Here is an 18,175-nt window from a genome sequence, read left to right on the forward strand (position 1 = left end):
TTTTCCCTCATTGCGATGAACCGTTGGCGTGCCGCCTCACAGCGGGATGTTGCCGTGCTTGCGCCAGGGGTTTTCGAGTTTCTTGTCCTCGAGCATGGCCAGCGAGCGGCAGATGCGCTTGCGCGTGGCGTGCGGCATGATGACGTCGTCGATGTAGCCGCGCCGCGCCGCCACGAAGGGGTTGGCGAACTTCTCGCGGTATTCCGCTTCGCGGGCCGCGATCTTCTCGGGGTCGTTCTTCTCGTCGCGGAAGATGATCTCGACCGCGCCCTTCGGCCCCATGACCGCGATCTCGGCGGTGGGCCAGGCGAAGTTGACGTCGCCGCGCAGGTGCTTGGAGGCCATCACGTCGTAGGCACCGCCATAGGCTTTGCGGGTGATGACGGTGATCTTGGGCACCGTGGCTTCGGCATAGGCATAGAGGAGCTTGGCGCCGTGCTTGATGATGCCGCCGTATTCCTGGGCCGTACCGGGGAGAAAACCGGGCACGTCGACGAAGGTGACGATGGGGATATTGAAGGCATCGCAGAAGCGCACGAAACGCGCCGCCTTGATCGAGGATTTGATGTCGAGGCAGCCGGCGAGCACCATGGGCTGGTTGGCCACGAACCCGACGGTTTTGCCTTCCATGCGCCCGAAGCCGACGACGATGTTCTTGGCGTAGTCGGGCTGGATCTCGAAGAAGTCCCCCTCATCGACCACCTTGAGGATGAGCTCCTTGATGTCGTAGGGTTGGTTGGGGTTGTCGGGCACGAGGGTGTCGAGCGAGGGTTCCATGCGCTCGGCCACGTCGCTGGTGGGACGCACCGGCGGTTTCTCGCGGTTGTTGAGCGGCAGGAAGTCGAAGAAGCGGCGCAGCTGCAAGAGCGCCTCGATGTCGTTCTCGAAGGCCGCATCGGCCACGCCCGAGCGCGTGGTGTGGGTGATCGCGCCGCCGAGCTCTTCGGCCGTGACTTCTTCGTGCGTGACGGTCTTGACCACGTCCGGACCGGTGACGAACATGTAGGAGGTGTCCTTCACCATGAAGATGAAGTCGGTCATCGCCGGCGAATAGACCGCGCCGCCCGCGCACGGCCCCATGATCATGGAGATCTGCGGGATCACGCCGGAGGCGAGCACGTTTCTCTGGAACACGTCTGCATAGCCGCCGAGCGAGGCCACCCCTTCCTGGATGCGCGCCCCGCCCGAGTCGTTCAGACCGATCACGGGAGCGCCGACCTTCATCGCCTGATCCATGATCTTGCAGATCTTCTCGGCGTGCGCTTCCGACAGCGACCCGCCGAAGACGGTGAAGTCCTGGCTGAAGACGAAGACGAGCCGGCCGTTGATGGTGCCGTAGCCGGTCACCACGCCGTCACCGGGGATGTGCTCCTCGTCCATCCCGAAATCGGTGCAGCGGTGCTCCTTGAACATGTCCCACTCTTCGAAGCTGCCCTCGTCGAGCAGCACCTCGATGCGCTCGCGCGCGGTGAGCTTGCCCTTGGCGTGCTGGGCGGCGATACGCCGCTCGCCGCCGCCCAGCCGGGCGCGGGCGCGTTGCTCTTCCAATCGACGGATGATGTCCTGCATGGTTTATCCTCACTGACTGATGGTCTGGCTCGCATCGAGCAGGCGCCGCGCCGCAACCACCGGCGCAAGCCGCCCGCTCTCCACGTCCCGTTCGATCGCCGGCAGCATCGTGCGCACGGCAGGGTGTTGTCGGAAACGGCGCTTGAGTTCGGCGTCGATCCGTTCCCACATCCAGGCGAGCGCCTGACGGCGGCGTTTTTCGGCAAGTGCTCCGTTTTTCTGCATCGTGTCGCGAAAGGCGAGCACCGTCTCCCAGAAGCGATCGAGCCCCTCGCGCTTGAGCGCCGACACGAGCAGCACCGGCACGCGCCAGTCGGGATGCGTCGGGCGCAGCATGTGCAACGCCGTCTCGAGCTGGGCCTTGGCCCGCATCGCCGCGGCCGAATCGGCGTCGGCCTTGTTGATGACGATGAGGTCGGCGAGCTCCATGATCCCCTTCTTGATGCCCTGGAGATCGTCGCCAGCGTTGGGCAGCTGCAGCAGGACGAACATGTCGGTCATGTTGGCGACCGCCGTCTCCGATTGCCCCACGCCCACGGTTTCGACGATGACGACGTCGAACCCCGCCGCCTCGCACACCAGCATCGTCTCGCGCGTCTTCTCGGCCACGCCCCCGAGGCTGCCCGCCGAAGGGCTGGGGCGGATGAAGGCGCGCGGATCGCGACTCAGGCGCTCCATGCGCGTCTTGTCGCCCAGGATGGAGCCGCCCGAGACGCTGGAGGAAGGATCGACGGCGAGCACGGCGACGCGATGCCCGCGCTCGATGAGATAGAGGCCGAGCGCCTCGATGAAGGTCGACTTGCCCACCCCCGGCACGCCGGAGATACCCAGGCGCAGCGCCCCGCCCGTGTACGGCAGCAACGCCTGCAGCACGGCCTCGGCCCGACGCTGATGATCGGGCCGGCTCGATTCGATGAGGGTGATCGCCTTGGCGAGCGGCCGTAGCTGGCGGTCGAGCACGCCTTCGACGAGGGCGCGATCCTCCTCGCCGAGTTCGGGCTGCCCGTCAAAACGCTCCGGTACCGCTTCCTGCTGCGACACGGCTCACCCTCGGCCACGGGCGGCACGGATCGCCGCGAGTACCTGACGCGCCGCTTCGGGAATGGGCGTGCCCGGCCCGAAGATGCCCTTGGCGCCGGCCGCATAGAGGAAATCGTAATCCTGCGACGGAATGACCCCGCCGACGAAGACGATGATGTCCTCGGCCCCCAGGCGCTTGAGCTCGTCGATGAGCGCGGGCACCAAGGTCTTGTGGCCGGCAGCGAGCGTCGACACCCCCACGGCGTGGACGTCGTTCTCCACCGCGTGGCGCGCCGCCTCTTCGGGTGTCTGGAACATGGGACCGATGTCGATGTCGAACCCGAGATCGGCAAAAGCGGAGGCGACCACCTTGGCCCCCCGGTCGTGCCCATCCTGGCCGAGCTTGGCGATCATGATGCGCGGGCGACGGCCCTCTTCCTCGATGAAGCGCTCGATCTCGTCCTTGAGCATACGCCACTCCTCCCGTCCTTCGACCACGGCGCCATAGACGCCGGTGACCGTCTGCGGGTTGGCCTGATAGCGGCCCCACACTTTCTCCAGGGCATCGGACACTTCCCCCACGGTGGCGCGGGCGCGCACCGCTTCGATCGCGAGGGCGAGCAGGTTTCCTTCGCCCGTGGCGGCACAGCGCGTGAGGGCCTCGAGCGCCTGCTGCACGCGCACTGGATCGCGCTCGGCGCGCAGTTTCTTCAGCCGCTCGATCTGCTTCTCGCGCACGGCGCGGTTGTCGATCTCCAGCACCTCGATAGGGTGGTCTTCCTTCTCCAGACGGTATTTGTTCACACCCACGATCACGTCGAGCCCGGCGTCGATGCGCGCCTGCTTCTCGGCGGCGCACTCCTCGATCTTCATCTTCGCCCAGCCGGATTCGACCGCCTTGGTCATGCCGCCCATCGCTTCGACTTCTTCGATGATGGCCCAGGCCTTGTCGATCATCTCCTGCGTGAGCGTCTCCATCATGTAGGAGCCGGCCCAGGGGTCGATGACGTTGGTGATGTGGGTCTCTTCCTGCAAGATGAGCTGCGTGTTACGGGCGATGCGGGCCGAGAACTCGGTGGGCAGCGCGATCGCCTCGTCGAGCGCGTTGGTGTGCAGCGACTGCGTGCCGCCGAAGACCGCGGCCATGGCCTCGATCGTGGTGCGGATGATGTTGTTGTAGGGATCCTGGGCGGTGAGCGACCAGCCGGAGGTCTGGCAGTGGGTGCGCAGCATCATCGAGCGCGGATTCTTGGCGCCGAACTCCTTCATGATGCGCCACCACAGGTAGCGCGCCGCGCGCAGCTTGGCGATCTCGAGGTAGAAGTTCATGCCAATGGCGAAGAAGAACGACAGCCGCCCGGCGAACTTGTCGATGTCCAGGCCGCGCTTCATGGCGGTGCGCACGTATTCCATGCCGTCGGCCAGGGTGAAGGCGAGCTCGAGCGCCTGCGTGGCCCCCGCCTCCTGGATGTGGTAGCCCGAGATCGAGATGGAGTTGAACTTGGGCATGTGCTCGGCCGTGTAGGCGATGATGTCGGCGACGATGCGCATCGACGGCTCGGGCGGGTAGATATAGGTGTTGCGCACCATGAATTCTTTGAGGATGTCGTTCTGGATTGTGCCCGAGAGCTGATCCTGCCGCACCCCCTGCTCCTCGGCGGCCACGACGTAGCCGGCGAGTACCGGCAGCACCGCCCCGTTCATGGTCATGGACACCGAGACCTTGTCGAGCGGTATACCGTCGAAAAGGATCTTCATGTCCTCGACCGAGTCGATCGCCACCCCCGCCTTGCCGACGTCGCCGATCACGCGGGGATTGTCGGAATCGTAACCGCGGTGCGTGGCCAGATCGAAGGCTACCGAGATGCCCTGCCCGCCGCCGGCGAGCGTCTTCTTGTAGAAGGCGTTCGATTCCTCGGCCGTGGAAAAGCCCGCGTACTGGCGGATGGTCCAGGGTTTGACCGTATACATCGTCGGCTGCGGCCCGCGGATGAAGGGCTCGAACCCGGGCAGCGTGTCGGCGTGCGGCAGGCGGTCGAGATCGGCGCGCACATAGAGGGGATGAACGACGATGCCTTCGGGCGTGTGCCAGTCGAGCCGGCTCAAGTCGCCGTCGGGCGCCTGCTTGGCCGCGGCTTTTTTCCAGGCTTCGAGATCGGGTTTGGGATAGCTAGGTGCGGATTTGGACATGAAACGACCCTCGACGAGGATGATGGCTGCGCCTTCGCGCCAGCGAGACGGCGAGCTTCAGCTGAGGAGACAAAAAAAACGAAAACAGAAAATATAATATGTAATCCATAATTATGGAAGCCCCTGGGAGCCCTCGCCGATGACTCCACAACGCATCGCGCCCCAAGCACTTTACCAGGAAGTGGCCGAGAGGCTGCGTCAGCGCATTTTCGCGCACGAATTACCACCGGGACAGCCGATCGACGAGCTGGGCCTGGCGGCCGAATACGGGATTTCGCGTACCCCCTTGCGCGAGGCCCTGAAAGTGCTCGCCGCCGAGGGGCTGGTGACCCTGATCCCGCGGCGCGGCGCTTTCGTCAGTCAGATCTCCGCCTCGGAGCTGGATGCGATCTTCGACGTACTCGCGGTGCTCGAGGGGCACGCCGCGCGCCGCGCCGCCGAGCGGTTGGACGAAGGAGCTGCCCAGCGGCTACGGCGACTACACCAGCGTCTGGAGGAAACGGCACACCCCGGCGCGATCGACGAATTCTTCGAGGCGAACCAGGCGTTCCACGCCGAAGTCTTGCGGCTCGCGAACAACCCTTTCCTGTCGAGCACGATCCAAGATCTGCGTCAAAAGATACGGTTGAGCCGTCACCATTCGCTCTACGACGAAGGGCGCCTGGAACGCAGCCTGCAGGAACACCGCGAGCTGCTCGCCGCCCTGCTCGAGGGCGAGGCCGCGGCCGCCGAACGGTGCATGCGCGAGCATCTGCGCTCCGGACGCGAGGCGATCGCCCACCTGCGCCGCGATGCCACCCCCACCCTAGATACTGAAGAATCCTCATGAGCGGAACCCTGCACACGACCCCACACCCCGAATCGGCCTGCCTGGTCGTCACCCTCGAGAATCCGGGAAAACGCAATGCGCTCGATGCCGCCCTGTGGCAGGCGCTGGGCGATCTCTTTCTCGAACTCACCGCCGAAAATCTTCCCTGGCGCAGCGTGATCCTCACGGGTGCAGGCAACGCCTTCGCCGCCGGGGGCGATCTGGAAGAATTCCCCCGCGTCCGCGCCGACCTCGCCTCGGCGCTCGACTACCACGAAGGCAAAGTCGGACGGGCGCTGCGCGCGATCGCCGAGTGCCCGCTGCCGGTGATCGCGGCGATCGAGGGCCCCTGTATCGGCGGCGGGCTGGAGATCGCCGCGCTATGCGATCTGCGCGTGGCCGGACACGGCGCCCGCTTCGGTGCCCCCATCGCCCGGCTCGGCTTCTGGATGTACCCCGGCGAACTCGCCCTGCTGCACGAGCGTCTGCCGGAAGGTCTGCTCGCGCAGATGCTGCTCGAAGGGGCCGTGCTCGATGCCGATCGCATGTGGCGACTCGGCGTGCTGCATCACTGCGTCGAGGACGGTCGGGCGCTCAAAGAGGCGCTGGCCGTGGCGCGACGCATCGCCACCGGAGCACCGCGCGTGGCGCGAATGCACAAATATTGGCTGCGCCGCCTACGACGGTGCACGCCGCTATCCGAGGAAGAAAAACGCACCGGGCTGGCCTTCCTCGACGATCCCGACTACCGCGAAGGGCTCAGTGCCTTCCTGGAGAAACGGCCACCGTGTTTCGGACGCCACGGCCAAAGCGAGAACGAAGGAAATCCCGACGAACATTGATTGCGTTCGCATCCGCTTCACGCTAAGATCATGGAATCGCCCTTGTCATTCCCAGGAGATAGCATCATGCGCTTCGATCCCCTGCCCATCGCCGCCGCGCTGGGTGCCGTCCTGCTCGGCGGCTGCACCAACCCCGGCGCACCGCTTCCCACCGATTTCGCCCAAGAACCGCAGCAAAAAATCCAGGCAGTACGGCAATGGCAAACGGTGGCCACGAGCCTGGCCGAGCGGCTGAGCGTCATGATGATCCGGGACAATGCCTGCACGCCGCAAGCCGCCCTGTGCGACACCCTCTACGTGCACCCGGCAGCCTACTCCTCGACCTTCGATGCCGCCTTCCGCGAAGCCTTCGTCAGCTATCTCGTCGGGCGCGGCTGGAACGTCGCCCAGCAAGGGCCGGCCGACATCGAGATCGACCTCGACAGCCGCTACGCCAAGCTCTCCACCGCTCCCGAGGTCGAAGTGATGGTCACGGCATCGGCGCGGCGCGGTGACCGCTATCTCGCCCGTATCTCCGACGTCTATTACATCACCAGCCCCGAGCTCTACGCCAAAATGGCCTCTTCCAACCCCTCGTACGAACCCACTTGGCTGACGGTGCAAGGAGACTGACCATGCGGCATTCGCTCTCGATCCTCATGTTCTCCGGCGCCCTCGCCCTGTCCGCTTGTGCCACCGAGACCCTCCCACCCCTACCCAAGGCCGATCCCGCCGTAATCATCAACAAAGCCTATGAGACGGCCGACACCCTGATCGACCAACTCCCGCCCGATCTGCGCGCCGGCCCCGTGCTCTTCGCCACCTTCGTCGACGTCGATGCACTCGATCGCTCCACCACCTTGGGGCGCACGCTCACCGAGCAAGTCGCCAACCGCTTCGTGCAGCGCGGCTTCGTCGTCACCGAGCTCAAACTGCGCACGGCCGTCTTCGTCAAGCGCGACACGGGCGAGCTCATGCTCGCGCGCGAAGTCGACCAGATCGCCCGCGACCACGACGCCCGCCTCGTCGTGGTCGGCACCTATGCACCGGCCAAGGAAGCCGTCTATCTGAGCGTCAAGGCGATCAATCCGGGCACGGGTCAGGTGCTCGCGGCTCAGGACACCATCGTCCCCATGGACAGCAACGTGAAAAGCCTGTTGCGCTGAGTTCGAGCGGACGAAGAAACGCCGCCCGAAGGGCGGCGTTTTCGCATCAACTTCAGGACACGCCCAGCATCCGCCGCCAGTCGCAGTGCGCCTCGATCGCCGCGGCCAAGCGTTCGATCGCCGCTTCGCGCCGTTGCACCGCATCCTCGGTGGATAGCGCCGCCCCGGCCCAGTGCGCGAGCGCGGCGAAGGCGGGGCCCGAGTCGAAGAGTCCGTGCCAGTAAGTGCCGAGGATCTGCCCGTCTTCCCCGATCGCCCCGTCGGGAACGCCGTCCTCGCCGATCACGGCAGGATGCGCGAGCGCCGGCCCTTCGCTCACGCCGAGGTGAATCTCGTAGCCTTCGACCTCCGCACCGCCCAGTGTGGCAGCAAGCCGCCCGCGACAGCGGCGCAGCACCTTCCGGGAATCTAGCCGCGTGCGCAAGGAGAGCAACCCCAGGCCGGGCCGGCCGCCCGGCGCACCTTCCAATCCCAAAGGGTCGTCGAGCCACTCACCCAGCATCTGAAACCCTCCGCACAGGCCGATGAGCTTGCCGCCGTAGCGCAGATGTCGGCGCAGCAGCGCCGGGCCGCCATGGGATTCGAACCAAGCCAGATCCGCCTGCACCGCCTTGGAGCCGGGCAACACCACCAGGTCGGCTCCGGGCCAGGGACCGCCGTGCCACCAGTGGAAGTTGACCTCGGGGTGCAGGCGCCAGGCGTCGAGGTCGGTGTGATTGCTCACGCGCGGCCAGGCGATCGCCGCCACCCGCAGCCGCGCGCCTTCGGCGCGCTCCGCCGGCGCGAGGCCGTCCTCGGCCTCCAGCGCGAGCTTCCCCAAATGCGGCAGCACGCCGAAGACCGGTTTGCCGGTACGCTCCTCCAGCCACTGCAGGCCCGGTGCAAGGAGCGAGAGGTCCCCGCGAAAGCGGTTGATGACGAAACCGCGCATGCGCGCACGCTCGCTCGGCGAGAGACATTCGAGCGTGCCGACGATCTGGGCGAAGACGCCGCCGCGGTCGATGTCGGCCACCAGCGCCACCGGGATGTCGACCGCTTCGGCGAACCCCATGTTGGCGATGTCGCGCGCGCGCAGATTCACCTCCGCCGGACTGCCCGCGCCCTCGACGAGGATCCACTCGAATTCCTCCTGCAGTCGCGCCCAGGATTCGAGCACCGCCCGTAGCGCCACCGGCTTGTAGGCGTGATAATCCCGCGCCGACAGGGTATGCACCGCCCTCCCGTGGATCACGACCTGGGCGCCGATGTCGGTGGTAGGCTTGAGCAAGACCGGGTTGAAATCCACCCGAGGTTCGAGTCCGGCGGCGAACGCCTGCAGCGCCTGGGCGCGCCCGATCTCGCCGCCGTCGGCCGTCACGGCGGCGTTGTTGGCCATGTTCTGCGGCTTGAACGGGGCCACACGCACGCCGGCACGCGCGAGCAGGCGGCACAATCCTGCCACCAGCGTGCTCTTGCCGGCATCCGACGTGGTCCCCTGGATCATCAACGCGTGCGCCATGCTCGCCTCCGCGGCCGGAAAGCGCCCGATTATAATGGGCGACTTCGTCCGATCTCTGCCCGGCTCCCCTTCCATGTCCGTCCTTTTGGCCACCGTGCTCGCGCTCGCGCTCGATCGGTTGCTCGGCGAGCCGCCGCGCCGGCACCCGCTCGTCGGCTTCGGCCGCTGGGCTGCCGCGCTCGAAACCTTCGTGCGCCGGCACCTCGGCGAGGGCGTGGGTGCAGGAATGCTCGCCTGGGCGCTGGCGGTGCTGCCCTGGGTGGGGTTCGTCGCCGCTTTGGGGCGAGTGCATCCCTTCGTCGAAGAAGCGCTCGCGGTCGGCTGCCTGGCGCTCGCCCTCGGGGCACGCAGCCTGCGCGAGCACCTCGAACCGGTGCGCGACGCGCTCGCCGCCGCAGATCTGCCCACCGCCCGGGCGCGGGTGGCCTTCCTTGTGAGCCGGGACACGGCGGCAATGACGGGCGAAGAGGTGGCGCGCGCTGCCACGGAATCGGCGCTGGAAAACGGCCACGACGCCGTGCTCGCCCCGCTGGTGTGGTTCGCGCTGCTCGGCGCGCCCGGCGTGGTGCTGCATCGCCTGGCCAACACGCTCGATGCCATGTGGGGCTATCGCACGCCGCGCTACGAGCGTTTCGGCAAGTGCGCCGCCCGCATCGACGACGCGCTCGGCTGGCCGAGCGCACGGGTCACGGCGCTCCTCTATGCCCTGGGCGGACGCACGACGGCGGCGTTGCGGTGCTGGCGTCGCCAAGCCCCGCAGTGGGAGAGCCCCAACGCCGGCCCAGTGATGGCGAGCGGCGCCGGCGCGCTGGGCGTCACTCTGGGCGGCGAAGCCTCTTATGGCGGAACGCGGCACGAGCGCCCCCTGCTCGGCGAAGGCCCCGCGCCGGGCGCGGCCAGCGTGGCCGCCGCCATGGAACTCGTCGAACGGGCCGTCTGGAGCTGGCTGCTCCTGCTCGCGCTCCTCACCCTGGCGGGAGGTGCGCGATGAGCCGACCGGTACACGGCGGGCGCCTGCGCGAGGCGGCGCGTCGCCACGGTCTGCCGCCCGAGTGCTGGCTCGACCTCTCCACCGGCATCAGCCCCTGGTCCTACCCCCTGCCGCCGGTCCCCGAGGAAGTCTGGCGGCGCCTGCCGGAAGAGGACGACGGGCTCGATGAACTCGTGCATGCCGTCTTCGGCCGCCCCGCCCTGGCGGTACCCGGCACCCAGGCGGCCATTTCCCGCCTGCCGGCCCTCTTGCCCGACGTGCGCCGCGTGCTGGTGCCGCATCCCAGCTACGGCGAGCATGCCCATGCCTGGCGCGCGCACTGCCTCGTGCGCTGCGCCCCCGCCACCGACGAGATCGACACACGGCTCGACGAAGTCGACGCGCTGGTGCTCGTCCATCCGAACAACCCCACCGGGGCGCGCTTTCCCTCCCAGAACCTCTACGCATGGCATCAGCGGCTCGCCGGGCGCGGCGGCTGGTTGATCGTGGACGAAGCTTTCCTCGAACCGGGCGAAGAGGGCAGCCTCGTGACCGAGACCGGGTCGCCCGGCCTCGTCGTCTTGCGTTCGCTGGGCAAATTCTGGGGGCTCGCGGGTCTGCGCTTCGGCCTCGTCTTCGCCCCCGAACTGCTGCACGAGCGCCTCGCCGCCTTGCTCGACCCGTGGGCGGTGAGCCATCCGGCGCGTTGGGCGGCCCGGCTCGCGCTCGCCGATTCCGCTTGGCAGGAACGGCAGCGCGAGCGTCTTGCCGCTGCCTCGCTTGCCCTGGCGACAATGCTGGAAAGATCCGGTCTCGAAGTGAGCGGTCGCACCGCCCTTTTTGCCTGGGTCGAGACGCCGCGGGCACCGACGCTCGCCGCGGCGCTCGAGCGCCGCGCCATCCTGGTGCGCCGTTTCGACGACCCGCCGGGGTTGCGCTTCGGACTGCCCGCCGACGCGGCCCAGTCAGAGCGGCTGCGGGCGGCGCTCCTCGAAGCAATCGCCGAGACTTCAAGGATTTCATCATGAACGAATTCGCCCTGATCGAGCATTTCTTCGCCGATCCCGCCGCGCACGAACCCACCCCGCCTTGGCTGCGGCTGGGCATCGGCGACGACGCGGCGCTGCTCGTCGAGGAAAACGGCTGGGAGACGGCGATCACCTGCGACACCCTGGTCGAAGGGCGGCACTTCCTGGCCGGAACCGATCCGGAAGCGCTCGGCTGGAAAGCGCTGGCGGTGAACCTCTCCGATCTGGCGGCCATGGGCGCCGTCCCCACGGGGTTCCTGCTCGCGCTCACTCTGCCCGAGGCCGATGAAGCCTGGCTCACGGCTTTCGCCCGGGGGCTCTTCGCCTGCGCCCGGCGGCACGGCGCCCGGCTCGTCGGCGGGGACACCACCCGCGGCCCACGGGCGATCACGATCACGGCGCTCGGGCGGGTACCGGCGGGCGAGGCGATATTGCGCAGCGGCGCGCGCGAAGGGGACGACGTTTGGGTGAGCGGACAACCCGGACGCGCTGCCTTGGGTCTCGCCGTGCGATTCGGGGAACTCTCGCCGAACTTGCCCGGCGCCGGTGAATGGCGCGCCGCGCTCGATCGTCCCGAACCGCGCCTTGCCTTGGGACGCCGCTTGCGGCGACTCGCGCACGCGATGCTCGACGTCTCGGACGGATTGCTCGGCGACCTCCGGCACCTCCTCGAACGCTCGGCACCGCCCCTCCTCACGGCCGAGATCGAGGTGGCCAGACTGCCGCTCGCCCCGCTCATCGCCGGCGGGGCGCCGCCGGAGCGGGCACGGACCGCCTTGCTCGCCGGTGGCGACGACTACGAACTCCTCTTCACCGCCGCGCCGGGATCACGCGACCGAATCATCCTTCTCGGCAGGGAACTCGACCTGCCGCTTTCCCGCATCGGGCGGATCGTATCAACGGAGCAACCGCCCATCGTGCTCATCGAGCCCGATGAGCGGCGTACCCTGCCCGAAGTTTTGGGCTATGATCATTTCCGCCCATGAAAGGAGCGCCCATGTCCGCCGAGCGCACACGCCCCTCCGTCGCCTTCCTCCTCCAGCATCCGGCGCACTTCATCGCGCTCGGATTCGGGGCGGGTCTCTCTCCCCGGGCTCCGGGCACGGTCGGTTCGCTCCTTGCCTGGGCGCTCTACCCCCTGCTGCGCGCCCCGGTCTCCGAGGGGCTCTTCCTGCTGCTGCTCACCTCCTTTTTCCTTGCCGGCGTCATCGCCTGTGACCGTACGGCCAAGGCGCTGGGCACCAAGGATCCCGGCGCCGTGGTCTGGGACGAGATGATCGCCGTCTGGCTCGTACTCTTCTTCTGCCCGCCGGGGCTTGCCTGGCAGGCGGCGGGCGTGGCGCTCTTTCGCCTGTTCGACATCGCCAAACCCGAACCCATCGCCACCCTGGAGCGGCGCTTCCGCGGTGGCTTGGGCATCATGATCGACGATCTGGCCGCCGCCGGCTACGTACTGCTCGTGCTCGCCCTTGCGGTGCACTTCCTGGGAGAAGGCGCGTGATCCACCCCGAAGATCCGCTGGGACGGCTCGCCCGGGAGTTGGGCATGCTGCTTGCTGCCCGCGGCTGGATGCTCGCCACCGCCGAATCCTGTACCGGCGGGGCCGTCGCCGAAGCGATCACGGCGATCGCCGGCAGCTCCGGCTGGTTCGAACGCGGTTTCGTCACCTACTCCAATGCCGCCAAGATCGAAGTGCTCGGCGTCGACCCCCTCACCCTCGAACGCCACGGGGCCGTGTCGGAAGCCGTGGCGCGCGAAATGGCGCTCGGTGCACTCACGCACAGCCAGGCCGAGCTGGCCTTGTCCATTACCGGTATCGCCGGGCCCGACGGCGGCACGCCGGACAAGCCCGTGGGTACCGTCTGTTTCGGCTGGGCCTGGGATCGGACCCGGCCGCGGGTACGCAGCGAACGGCGCCACTTCGCTGGCGACCGCATCGCCGTGCGCGCCCAGGCCGTGCGCACGGCGCTCTCCGGTGCCATCGCCCTGTGCCACCCCTGAACCATCCTGTGCCATAATCGGTCGAAGCGTTTTCGTACTTGCCAGCCAAGGAATTTTCGATGGACGACAACAAACTCAAGGCGCTGCAGGCGGCGCTCGCGCAGATCGACAAACAGTTCGGCAAAGGCTCGGTGATGCGCATGGGCGACGCCCAAGTGGTGCGCGACATCCAGACCGTCTCCACCGGCTCGCTCGGGCTGGACATCGCGCTGGGCATCGGCGGGCTGCCGCGCGGGCGGGTGGTGGAGATCTACGGCCCCGAATCCTCGGGCAAGACCACCCTCACGCTGCACGTGATCGCCGAAATGCAGAAACTCGGCGGCGTGGCCGCCTTCATCGACGCCGAACACGCCCTCGACGTACAGTATGCGAAGAAGCTGGGCGTCGATATCGACGATCTCCTCGTGTCGCAGCCCGACACCGGCGAGCAGGCGCTCGAGATCGCCGACATGCTGGTGCGCTCGGGCGGGGTCGACATCGTGGTGATCGACTCGGTGGCCGCGCTCACCCCCAAAGCCGAGATCGAGGGGGAAATGGGCGACTCGCTCCCCGGCCTGCAAGCGCGGCTCATGAGCCAGGCGCTGAGGAAGCTCACCGCCAGCATCAACAAGACCAACACGCTCGTCATCTTCATCAACCAGATCCGCATGAAGATCGGCGTCATGTTCGGCAACCCCGAAACCACCACCGGCGGCAACGCGCTCAAGTTCTATTCCTCGGTGCGGCTCGACATCCGCAAGACCGGCACGATCAAGAAAGCCGACGAGGTCGTCGGCTCCGAGACCCGCGTCAAGGTCGTCAAGAACAAGGTCGCCCCACCCTTCCGCGAAGCGATGTTCGACATCCTCTACGGCGAGGGCATCTCGCGTGAGGGAGAGATCATCGACCTGGGCGTGGAGCACAAGCTCATCGACAAATCCGGCTCCTGGTACGCCTACGAGGGCGAGAAGATCGGTCAGGGCAAGGACAACGCGCGCGAATTCCTGCGCCAGCGCCCCGAGCTCGCGCGGCGCATCGAGAATCAGATCCGGGCCAAGGTGGGCTTGCCCCCGCTGCCCGAGATCGCATCCGCCGCGCCCAGCGCCGCCCCGAGCGAATCCGCCCTTGCCGCTCCGGCGGCCGAATAAGCCTACGTCATGGCGATGAGCGGGCCGAGCGTGTGGCAAAGAGCGCTGCGGCTGCTCGCGCGCCGCGAACACAGCCGCGCCGAGCTCGCGCGCAAGCTCGCCCCCCACGGCACGCCCGAGGAAATCGCAGAGGCGCTCGCCCGCCTCGAGCGCACGGGACTCCTGTCCGACGAGCGCTGCGCCCGCGCCTTCGTCGCCGCCCGGGCCGAGCGCAGCGGCCGGCGCCTTCTGGAGCTGCGGCTGCGCGAGCGCGGGCTGGACGACGCCCTCATCGACGACGTCCTCGACGCGCTGGAAGCCGAATCGAGCGAAGCCGAGCGCGCCGCCGCCCTGTGGCGCAAACGCTTCGGCACGCCGCCCGCCGACGCCAGGGAATGGGCCCGGCAGGCACGATTTCTCGCCGGCCGCGGATTCTCCCCGTCCCTCGTCACCCGGCTGCTGCGCGACCCGCCCGAAGACTTCACCGAACCTTTCCCTGACACCGAACCCTGAGTCCTCCATGTCGCTGCTGCACGTCGAACGCCTGCGCAAAACCTACGGCAAACGCACCGTCGTCGCCTCGGTCGATCTCACCGTCGAAGCCGGCGAGATCGTGGGGCTGCTCGGTCCCAACGGGGCGGGCAAGACCACCTGTTTCTACATGATCGTCGGGCTCGTGCGCGCCGACGACGGCAAGATCGAGCTCGACGGTCAGGACGTCACCCACGAGCCCATCCACCGCCGCGCCCGGCATGGCCTCTCTTACCTGCCGCAGGAAGCGAGCATCTTCCGCCGCCTGTCGGTGCGGGAAAACGTGCGTGCCGTACTCGAACTGCGGGGGCTACCCAAAGAGGAGATTCGGCAGAAAGAAGACGAACTGCTCGCCGAACTCGGAATCGCGCATCTGGCCGATCAGCCCTCGGTGTCGCTCTCCGGCGGCGAACGGCGCCGCCTCGAAATCGCCCGGGCGCTCGCCACCGACCCGAAGATCATCCTGCTCGACGAACCCTTCGCCGGCGTCGATCCCATCGCCGTGATCGAGATCCAGCGCATCGTGCGGTTCCTGCAAGAGCGCGGCATCAGCGTACTCATCACCGACCACAACGTGCGTGAAACGCTCGGCATCTGCAACCGCGCCTCCATCCTCGCCGACGGCCGGGTCATCGCCTCGGGCCGCCCCGAGGAGATCATCGACGACCCGCACGTGCGCCGCGTCTATCTCGGCGAACATTTCCGCCTGTAGCCATGAGCCTCGAGCCCCGCCTACACCTTCGTGCCAGCACCACGCTCGCCCTCTCCCCGCAGATGGCGCAGGCGCTCAAGCTCCTGACGCTGTCGGCCGTCGAACTGCAGCAGACCCTCGAAGAAGCCCTGCAGGCGAACCCCCTCCTCGAAGTGGCGGAGACCGACGAAGAATCCCCCGAAGAAACGCTTCCCATCGCAACCAACGAAGGCAATGAATCCGACGACTGGCAGGCGCAACTCCTCGAGCGTCCCAGCGCGGAGTCGCCCGGCGAAGCGCACGAGCACACCGAAGACGCCCTCCAGTCCGCGCCCGAAGAACAAACGAGCGCCAACGACACCGAATCCTTCGACGACGAGCTCCTGTGGCAGGACGCCCGCCCCGCGCGCGACGACGACGAGGCGCCCGACTTCACCGAGTGGCACGCCGCCGCCACCGATCTGCACCACTACCTGCACGAACAGGCCGCGCTCACGCCGCTCGCCGAACGCGACCGGGCCCTCGTCGCCTTCATGATCGAAGCGCTCGACGACGACGGTTACCTGCACGAAGACCTCGACGAACTGCTCGCCAGCATCCCGCCCGAACTCGAAGTCGGCCGTGAAGACCTCGAGATCGCCCTCAAGCTCATCCAAAGTTTCGATCCCCCCGGGGTCGGGGCGCGGGATCTCGGCGAATGCCTGCGGCTACAACTGCGCGAACGCCCCGATACGCCGGCACGGCGCCTGGCCGAACGGCTGGTGAGCGAAGCGCTCGAACCGCTCGCCCGCAAAGACTACACCGCCCTCAAGCGCCAATACGCCTGCGACGACGTCTTGCTGCGCGAGGCGCTCGTCCTCATCGCCGCCCTCGACCCCCACCCGGGCAGCCGCATCGGCGGCGAACCACCCCCCTACGTCATCCCCGACGTCATCGTGCGCCGGCGCGACGGCCGCTGGCAAGCCGAGCTCAACCCGGCCGTCGCCCCCCGGCTCACCCTCAACCAGCGCTACGCCCAGATCCTCAGCGAGCGGCGCGACGGCACCGAATCCCTGCGCGAGCGGCTCGCCGAAGCGAAGAACCTCATCCGCCAGCTCGAACAGCGCGGCCGCACCATCCTGCGCGTCGCCCAGGAGATCGTCGAGCGCCAGCAAGACTTCTTCGAGCACGGCGAAGCCGCCATGAAGCCGCTCACCCTGCGCACGCTCGCCGAAGCGCTCGAACTGCACGAATCCACCATCTCGCGCGTCACTCAGGGCAAATACCTGCAGTGCCCACGGGGCGTCTTCGAATTCCGCCACTTCTTCGGCGGCGGCATCGCCGGTGAAGACGGTGAAATCGCCTCGGCCACCGCCATCAAGGCCCGGCTGCGAGCCCTGATCGAACGTGAAAACCGGACAAAACCGCTGTCGGACACCCGCCTCGCCGAGCTACTTGCGGCAGAAGGTATCCCCATCGCCCGCCGAACCGTGGCAAAATACCGCGAGCAGATGCAAATCCCGCCGGCGAACCGGCGCAAAGCCTTGTAATCACCACCACAGGAGTGTGCGATGAACTTCACCATCACCGGCCATCACGTCGAAGTCACCCCCGCGCTGCACGACTATGTCACGGAAAAAGTCGAACGGGTGCTGCGGCACTTCGACCACGCCACCTCGGCGCAGATCATCCTGCGTGTCGAGCGCAACACCCACAAGGCCGAAGTCACCGTACACGTCAAGGGCAAAGACTTCTTCGCCGAAGCCACCGATCCGGCCGACCTCTACGCCGCCATCGACGCGATGATCGACAAACTCGACCGTCAAGTGCGCAAGCACAAGGAAATCGTCACCAACCACCACCAGCCGGCCGCCCCGGCCGCTCAAGGCGAGTGACCGTCCCTGGGGTGGCCCCAGCCGCCACCCTGGTGCCCTCACCCTCGACTCGGCCATGAACCTCATTGCCAGCCTCCTCGACGTCGAGCACATCGCCCTCGACATCCCCGCCGCCGACAAGCAGCAGGCCCTGGGAGCCGCCGCCCTGCTCTTCGCACGCGACGGGCTCGACCCGGCCAAGGTGCAGGCGGCGCTCGCCGAGCGCGAACGGCTGGGTTCGACCGGCATTGGCGAGGGCGTGGCCATCCCGCACGGCCGACTCAAAGGCCTCGCCGCCCCCCGTGGCGCCTTCGTGCGGCTCGCCACCCCCGTGCCGTTCGACGCCTGCGACGGTCGTCCCGTACGGTTCATGTTCGTCCTCCTCGTACCCGAGCAGGCCACCGAAGAACACCTGCAAATCCTCTCCCAGCTCGCCGAACGTTTCAGCGACCCGGACGTACGTCAGGCGCTCATGACCGTTTCCGATCCGGAATCCGCCCTTGGTCTGCTGACCGGCGCCGATGGCTGAACCCGCGAGATGAGAGAGACCTCGCTGCGTGCCGTCATCGAGGCGATCGACCCCGAACTGCACCTCACCCACGTCACCGGCTCGCTCGAACGCACCCTCGCCGTCCTCGACGAGCGCCTATGGCCGGCCGACCTCGTCGGCCACCTCAACCTCATCCACCCGGGGCGCGTCCAGATCATCGGCGCCGCCGAGATGACCTGGGCCCGACGCCTCGGACAAAAGCGCATCGCCCGCCACCTCGAGGAAATCTTCACCGCCAAACCCCCCGCCCTCATCGTCGCCGACGGCTGCACCCCCCCGCCCATCCTCGTAGCCCTATGCCGCACGCACGACGTGGCACTCTTCACCACCGAGCGCCCATCGGCCGAAGTCATCGACCGCCTGCGACACCACC

19 protein-coding genes and 1 pseudogene are annotated in these 18,175 nt (G+C 67.6%); 16 read left to right on the forward strand and 4 right to left on the reverse strand.

The genetic code is table 11. From position 1 onward, the window contains the following. Window positions 1–36 precede the first annotated feature (36 nt). Genes EPD81_RS02350 through scpA form a run of 3 tightly spaced genes read right to left on the reverse strand, consistent with a single transcriptional unit; the run spans window position 37 to window position 4,779 of the window. Complete coding sequence (locus EPD81_RS02350) at window positions 37–1,569, reverse strand: acyl-CoA carboxylase subunit beta (RefSeq protein WP_142803812.1); 1,533 nt, start codon at window positions 1,567–1,569, stop codon at window positions 37–39. 9 nt (window positions 1,570–1,578) lie between these two features. Beyond that, a complete protein-coding gene (gene meaB, locus EPD81_RS02355) occupies window positions 1,579–2,610 on the reverse strand; it encodes a methylmalonyl Co-A mutase-associated GTPase MeaB (RefSeq protein ID WP_142803813.1) in 1,032 nt (343 codons plus the stop codon). Window positions 2,611–2,613: 3 nt separating this feature from the next. Next, window positions 2,614–4,779: a methylmalonyl-CoA mutase gene (gene scpA / locus EPD81_RS02360; protein ID WP_142803814.1), complete on the reverse strand. Its 2,166-nt coding sequence runs from the start codon at window positions 4,777–4,779 to the stop codon at window positions 2,614–2,616. 139 nt (window positions 4,780–4,918) lie between these two features. On the opposite strand from scpA, the gene EPD81_RS02365 reads away from it, so the two are divergent. From EPD81_RS02365 to EPD81_RS02380, 4 genes are all read left to right on the forward strand, one after another. Beyond that, entirely contained in the window at window positions 4,919–5,608 is a 690-nt protein-coding gene (locus EPD81_RS02365) for a GntR family transcriptional regulator (protein WP_142803815.1), read from the forward strand. After that, entirely contained in the window at window positions 5,605–6,429 is an 825-nt protein-coding gene (locus tag EPD81_RS02370; protein ID WP_142803816.1) for an enoyl-CoA hydratase/isomerase family protein, read from the forward strand. The genes EPD81_RS02365 and EPD81_RS02370 overlap by 4 nt, the downstream gene beginning before the upstream one ends. A gap of 66 nt (window positions 6,430–6,495) precedes the next feature. Continuing rightward, a complete protein-coding gene (locus EPD81_RS02375; RefSeq protein WP_142803817.1) occupies window positions 6,496–7,041 on the forward strand; it encodes a hypothetical protein in 546 nt (181 codons plus the stop codon). A 2-nt stretch (window positions 7,042–7,043) separates the two neighbouring features. Then, entirely contained in the window at window positions 7,044–7,574 is a 531-nt protein-coding gene (locus EPD81_RS02380; protein ID WP_142803818.1) for a FlgO family outer membrane protein, read from the forward strand. Between the two features lie 52 nt (window positions 7,575–7,626). Here the strand turns inward: EPD81_RS02380 and EPD81_RS02385 are convergent, their stop codons facing one another. Beyond that, window positions 7,627–9,072: a cobyric acid synthase gene (locus EPD81_RS02385; protein ID WP_221929169.1), complete on the reverse strand. Its 1,446-nt coding sequence runs from the start codon at window positions 9,070–9,072 to the stop codon at window positions 7,627–7,629. Window positions 9,073–9,145: 73 nt separating this feature from the next. Between EPD81_RS02385 and EPD81_RS02390 the strand changes: the two genes are divergently transcribed. From EPD81_RS02390 to EPD81_RS10695, 12 genes and pseudogenes are all read left to right on the forward strand, one after another. After that, window positions 9,146–10,063, forward strand: coding sequence for a CobD/CbiB family cobalamin biosynthesis protein (locus tag EPD81_RS02390; protein ID WP_142803819.1), 918 nt, complete (start codon window positions 9,146–9,148; stop codon window positions 10,061–10,063). After that, on the forward strand, window positions 10,060–11,070 hold the full coding sequence (gene cobD / locus EPD81_RS02395) for a threonine-phosphate decarboxylase CobD (protein WP_142803820.1): 1,011 nt from the start codon (window positions 10,060–10,062) through the stop codon (window positions 11,068–11,070). Before EPD81_RS02390 ends, cobD begins: the two co-directional genes overlap by 4 nt. Beyond that, window positions 11,064–12,056, forward strand: a complete 993-nt coding sequence (gene thiL, locus EPD81_RS02400) for a thiamine-phosphate kinase (RefSeq protein ID WP_370456496.1) — start codon at window positions 11,064–11,066, stop codon at window positions 12,054–12,056. The genes cobD and thiL overlap by 7 nt, the downstream gene beginning before the upstream one ends. 11 nt (window positions 12,057–12,067) lie before the next feature. After that, window positions 12,068–12,571 (forward strand): phosphatidylglycerophosphatase A, encoded by a 504-nt coding sequence (locus EPD81_RS02405; RefSeq protein ID WP_142803822.1) that lies wholly within the window; start codon window positions 12,068–12,070, stop codon window positions 12,569–12,571. Next, window positions 12,568–13,071, forward strand: a complete 504-nt coding sequence (locus tag EPD81_RS02410) for a CinA family protein (protein ID WP_255446470.1) — start codon at window positions 12,568–12,570, stop codon at window positions 13,069–13,071. Before EPD81_RS02405 ends, EPD81_RS02410 begins: the two co-directional genes overlap by 4 nt. A gap of 59 nt (window positions 13,072–13,130) precedes the next feature. Beyond that, window positions 13,131–14,198, forward strand: coding sequence for a recombinase RecA (gene recA / locus EPD81_RS02415; protein WP_142803823.1), 1,068 nt, complete (start codon window positions 13,131–13,133; stop codon window positions 14,196–14,198). Window positions 14,199–14,213: 15 nt separating this feature from the next. Then, complete coding sequence (gene recX, locus EPD81_RS02420) at window positions 14,214–14,690, forward strand: recombination regulator RecX (RefSeq protein WP_142804243.1); 477 nt, start codon at window positions 14,214–14,216, stop codon at window positions 14,688–14,690. 7 nt (window positions 14,691–14,697) lie between these two features. Further along, the gene (gene lptB, locus EPD81_RS02425) at window positions 14,698–15,420 is read left to right on the forward strand and encodes an LPS export ABC transporter ATP-binding protein (protein ID WP_142803824.1); all 723 of its coding nucleotides are present in this window, start codon (window positions 14,698–14,700) and stop codon (window positions 15,418–15,420) included. A 2-nt stretch (window positions 15,421–15,422) separates the two neighbouring features. Next, window positions 15,423–16,928: an RNA polymerase factor sigma-54 gene (locus tag EPD81_RS02430; protein WP_142803825.1), complete on the forward strand. Its 1,506-nt coding sequence runs from the start codon at window positions 15,423–15,425 to the stop codon at window positions 16,926–16,928. A gap of 21 nt (window positions 16,929–16,949) precedes the next feature. Further along, the gene (gene hpf, locus EPD81_RS02435) at window positions 16,950–17,273 is read left to right on the forward strand and encodes a ribosome hibernation-promoting factor, HPF/YfiA family (RefSeq protein WP_142803826.1); all 324 of its coding nucleotides are present in this window, start codon (window positions 16,950–16,952) and stop codon (window positions 17,271–17,273) included. Window positions 17,274–17,328: 55 nt separating this feature from the next. Continuing rightward, on the forward strand, window positions 17,329–17,781 hold the full coding sequence (locus EPD81_RS02440) for a PTS sugar transporter subunit IIA (protein ID WP_142803827.1): 453 nt from the start codon (window positions 17,329–17,331) through the stop codon (window positions 17,779–17,781). A 9-nt stretch (window positions 17,782–17,790) separates the two neighbouring features. Continuing rightward, a pseudogene (locus EPD81_RS10695) lies at window positions 17,791–18,175 on the forward strand (HPr kinase/phosphorylase); the annotation flags it as partial.

Source organism: Tepidiphilus sp. J10 (genome assembly GCF_006980785.1).
Lineage (GTDB): Bacteria > Pseudomonadota > Gammaproteobacteria > Burkholderiales > Rhodocyclaceae > Tepidiphilus > Tepidiphilus olei.

Excerpts from the sequence above, each read along its gene's own strand:
- EPD81_RS02350 (WP_142803812.1), bottom strand. The coding sequence starts at position 1,569 with ATGCAGGACATCATCCGTCGATTGGAAGAGCAACGCGCCCGCGCCCGG.
- scpA (WP_142803814.1), bottom strand. The coding sequence starts at position 4,779 with ATGTCCAAATCCGCACCTAGCTATCCCAAACCCGATCTCGAAGCCTGG.
- EPD81_RS02365 (WP_142803815.1), top strand. The coding sequence starts at position 4,919 with ATGACTCCACAACGCATCGCGCCCCAAGCACTTTACCAGGAAGTGGCC.
- EPD81_RS02370 (WP_142803816.1), top strand. The coding sequence starts at position 5,605 with ATGAGCGGAACCCTGCACACGACCCCACACCCCGAATCGGCCTGCCTG.
- EPD81_RS02375 (WP_142803817.1), top strand. The coding sequence starts at position 6,496 with ATGCGCTTCGATCCCCTGCCCATCGCCGCCGCGCTGGGTGCCGTCCTG.
- EPD81_RS02380 (WP_142803818.1), top strand. The coding sequence starts at position 7,044 with ATGCGGCATTCGCTCTCGATCCTCATGTTCTCCGGCGCCCTCGCCCTG.
- EPD81_RS02385 (WP_221929169.1), bottom strand. The coding sequence starts at position 9,072 with ATGGCGCACGCGTTGATGATCCAGGGGACCACGTCGGATGCCGGCAAG.
- EPD81_RS02390 (WP_142803819.1), top strand. The coding sequence starts at position 9,146 with ATGTCCGTCCTTTTGGCCACCGTGCTCGCGCTCGCGCTCGATCGGTTG.
- cobD (WP_142803820.1), top strand. The coding sequence starts at position 10,060 with ATGAGCCGACCGGTACACGGCGGGCGCCTGCGCGAGGCGGCGCGTCGC.
- EPD81_RS02405 (WP_142803822.1), top strand. The coding sequence starts at position 12,068 with ATGTCCGCCGAGCGCACACGCCCCTCCGTCGCCTTCCTCCTCCAGCAT.
- recA (WP_142803823.1), top strand. The coding sequence starts at position 13,131 with ATGGACGACAACAAACTCAAGGCGCTGCAGGCGGCGCTCGCGCAGATC.
- recX (WP_142804243.1), top strand. The coding sequence starts at position 14,214 with ATGAGCGGGCCGAGCGTGTGGCAAAGAGCGCTGCGGCTGCTCGCGCGC.
- lptB (WP_142803824.1), top strand. The coding sequence starts at position 14,698 with ATGTCGCTGCTGCACGTCGAACGCCTGCGCAAAACCTACGGCAAACGC.
- EPD81_RS02430 (WP_142803825.1), top strand. The coding sequence starts at position 15,423 with ATGAGCCTCGAGCCCCGCCTACACCTTCGTGCCAGCACCACGCTCGCC.
- hpf (WP_142803826.1), top strand. The coding sequence starts at position 16,950 with ATGAACTTCACCATCACCGGCCATCACGTCGAAGTCACCCCCGCGCTG.
- EPD81_RS02440 (WP_142803827.1), top strand. The coding sequence starts at position 17,329 with ATGAACCTCATTGCCAGCCTCCTCGACGTCGAGCACATCGCCCTCGAC.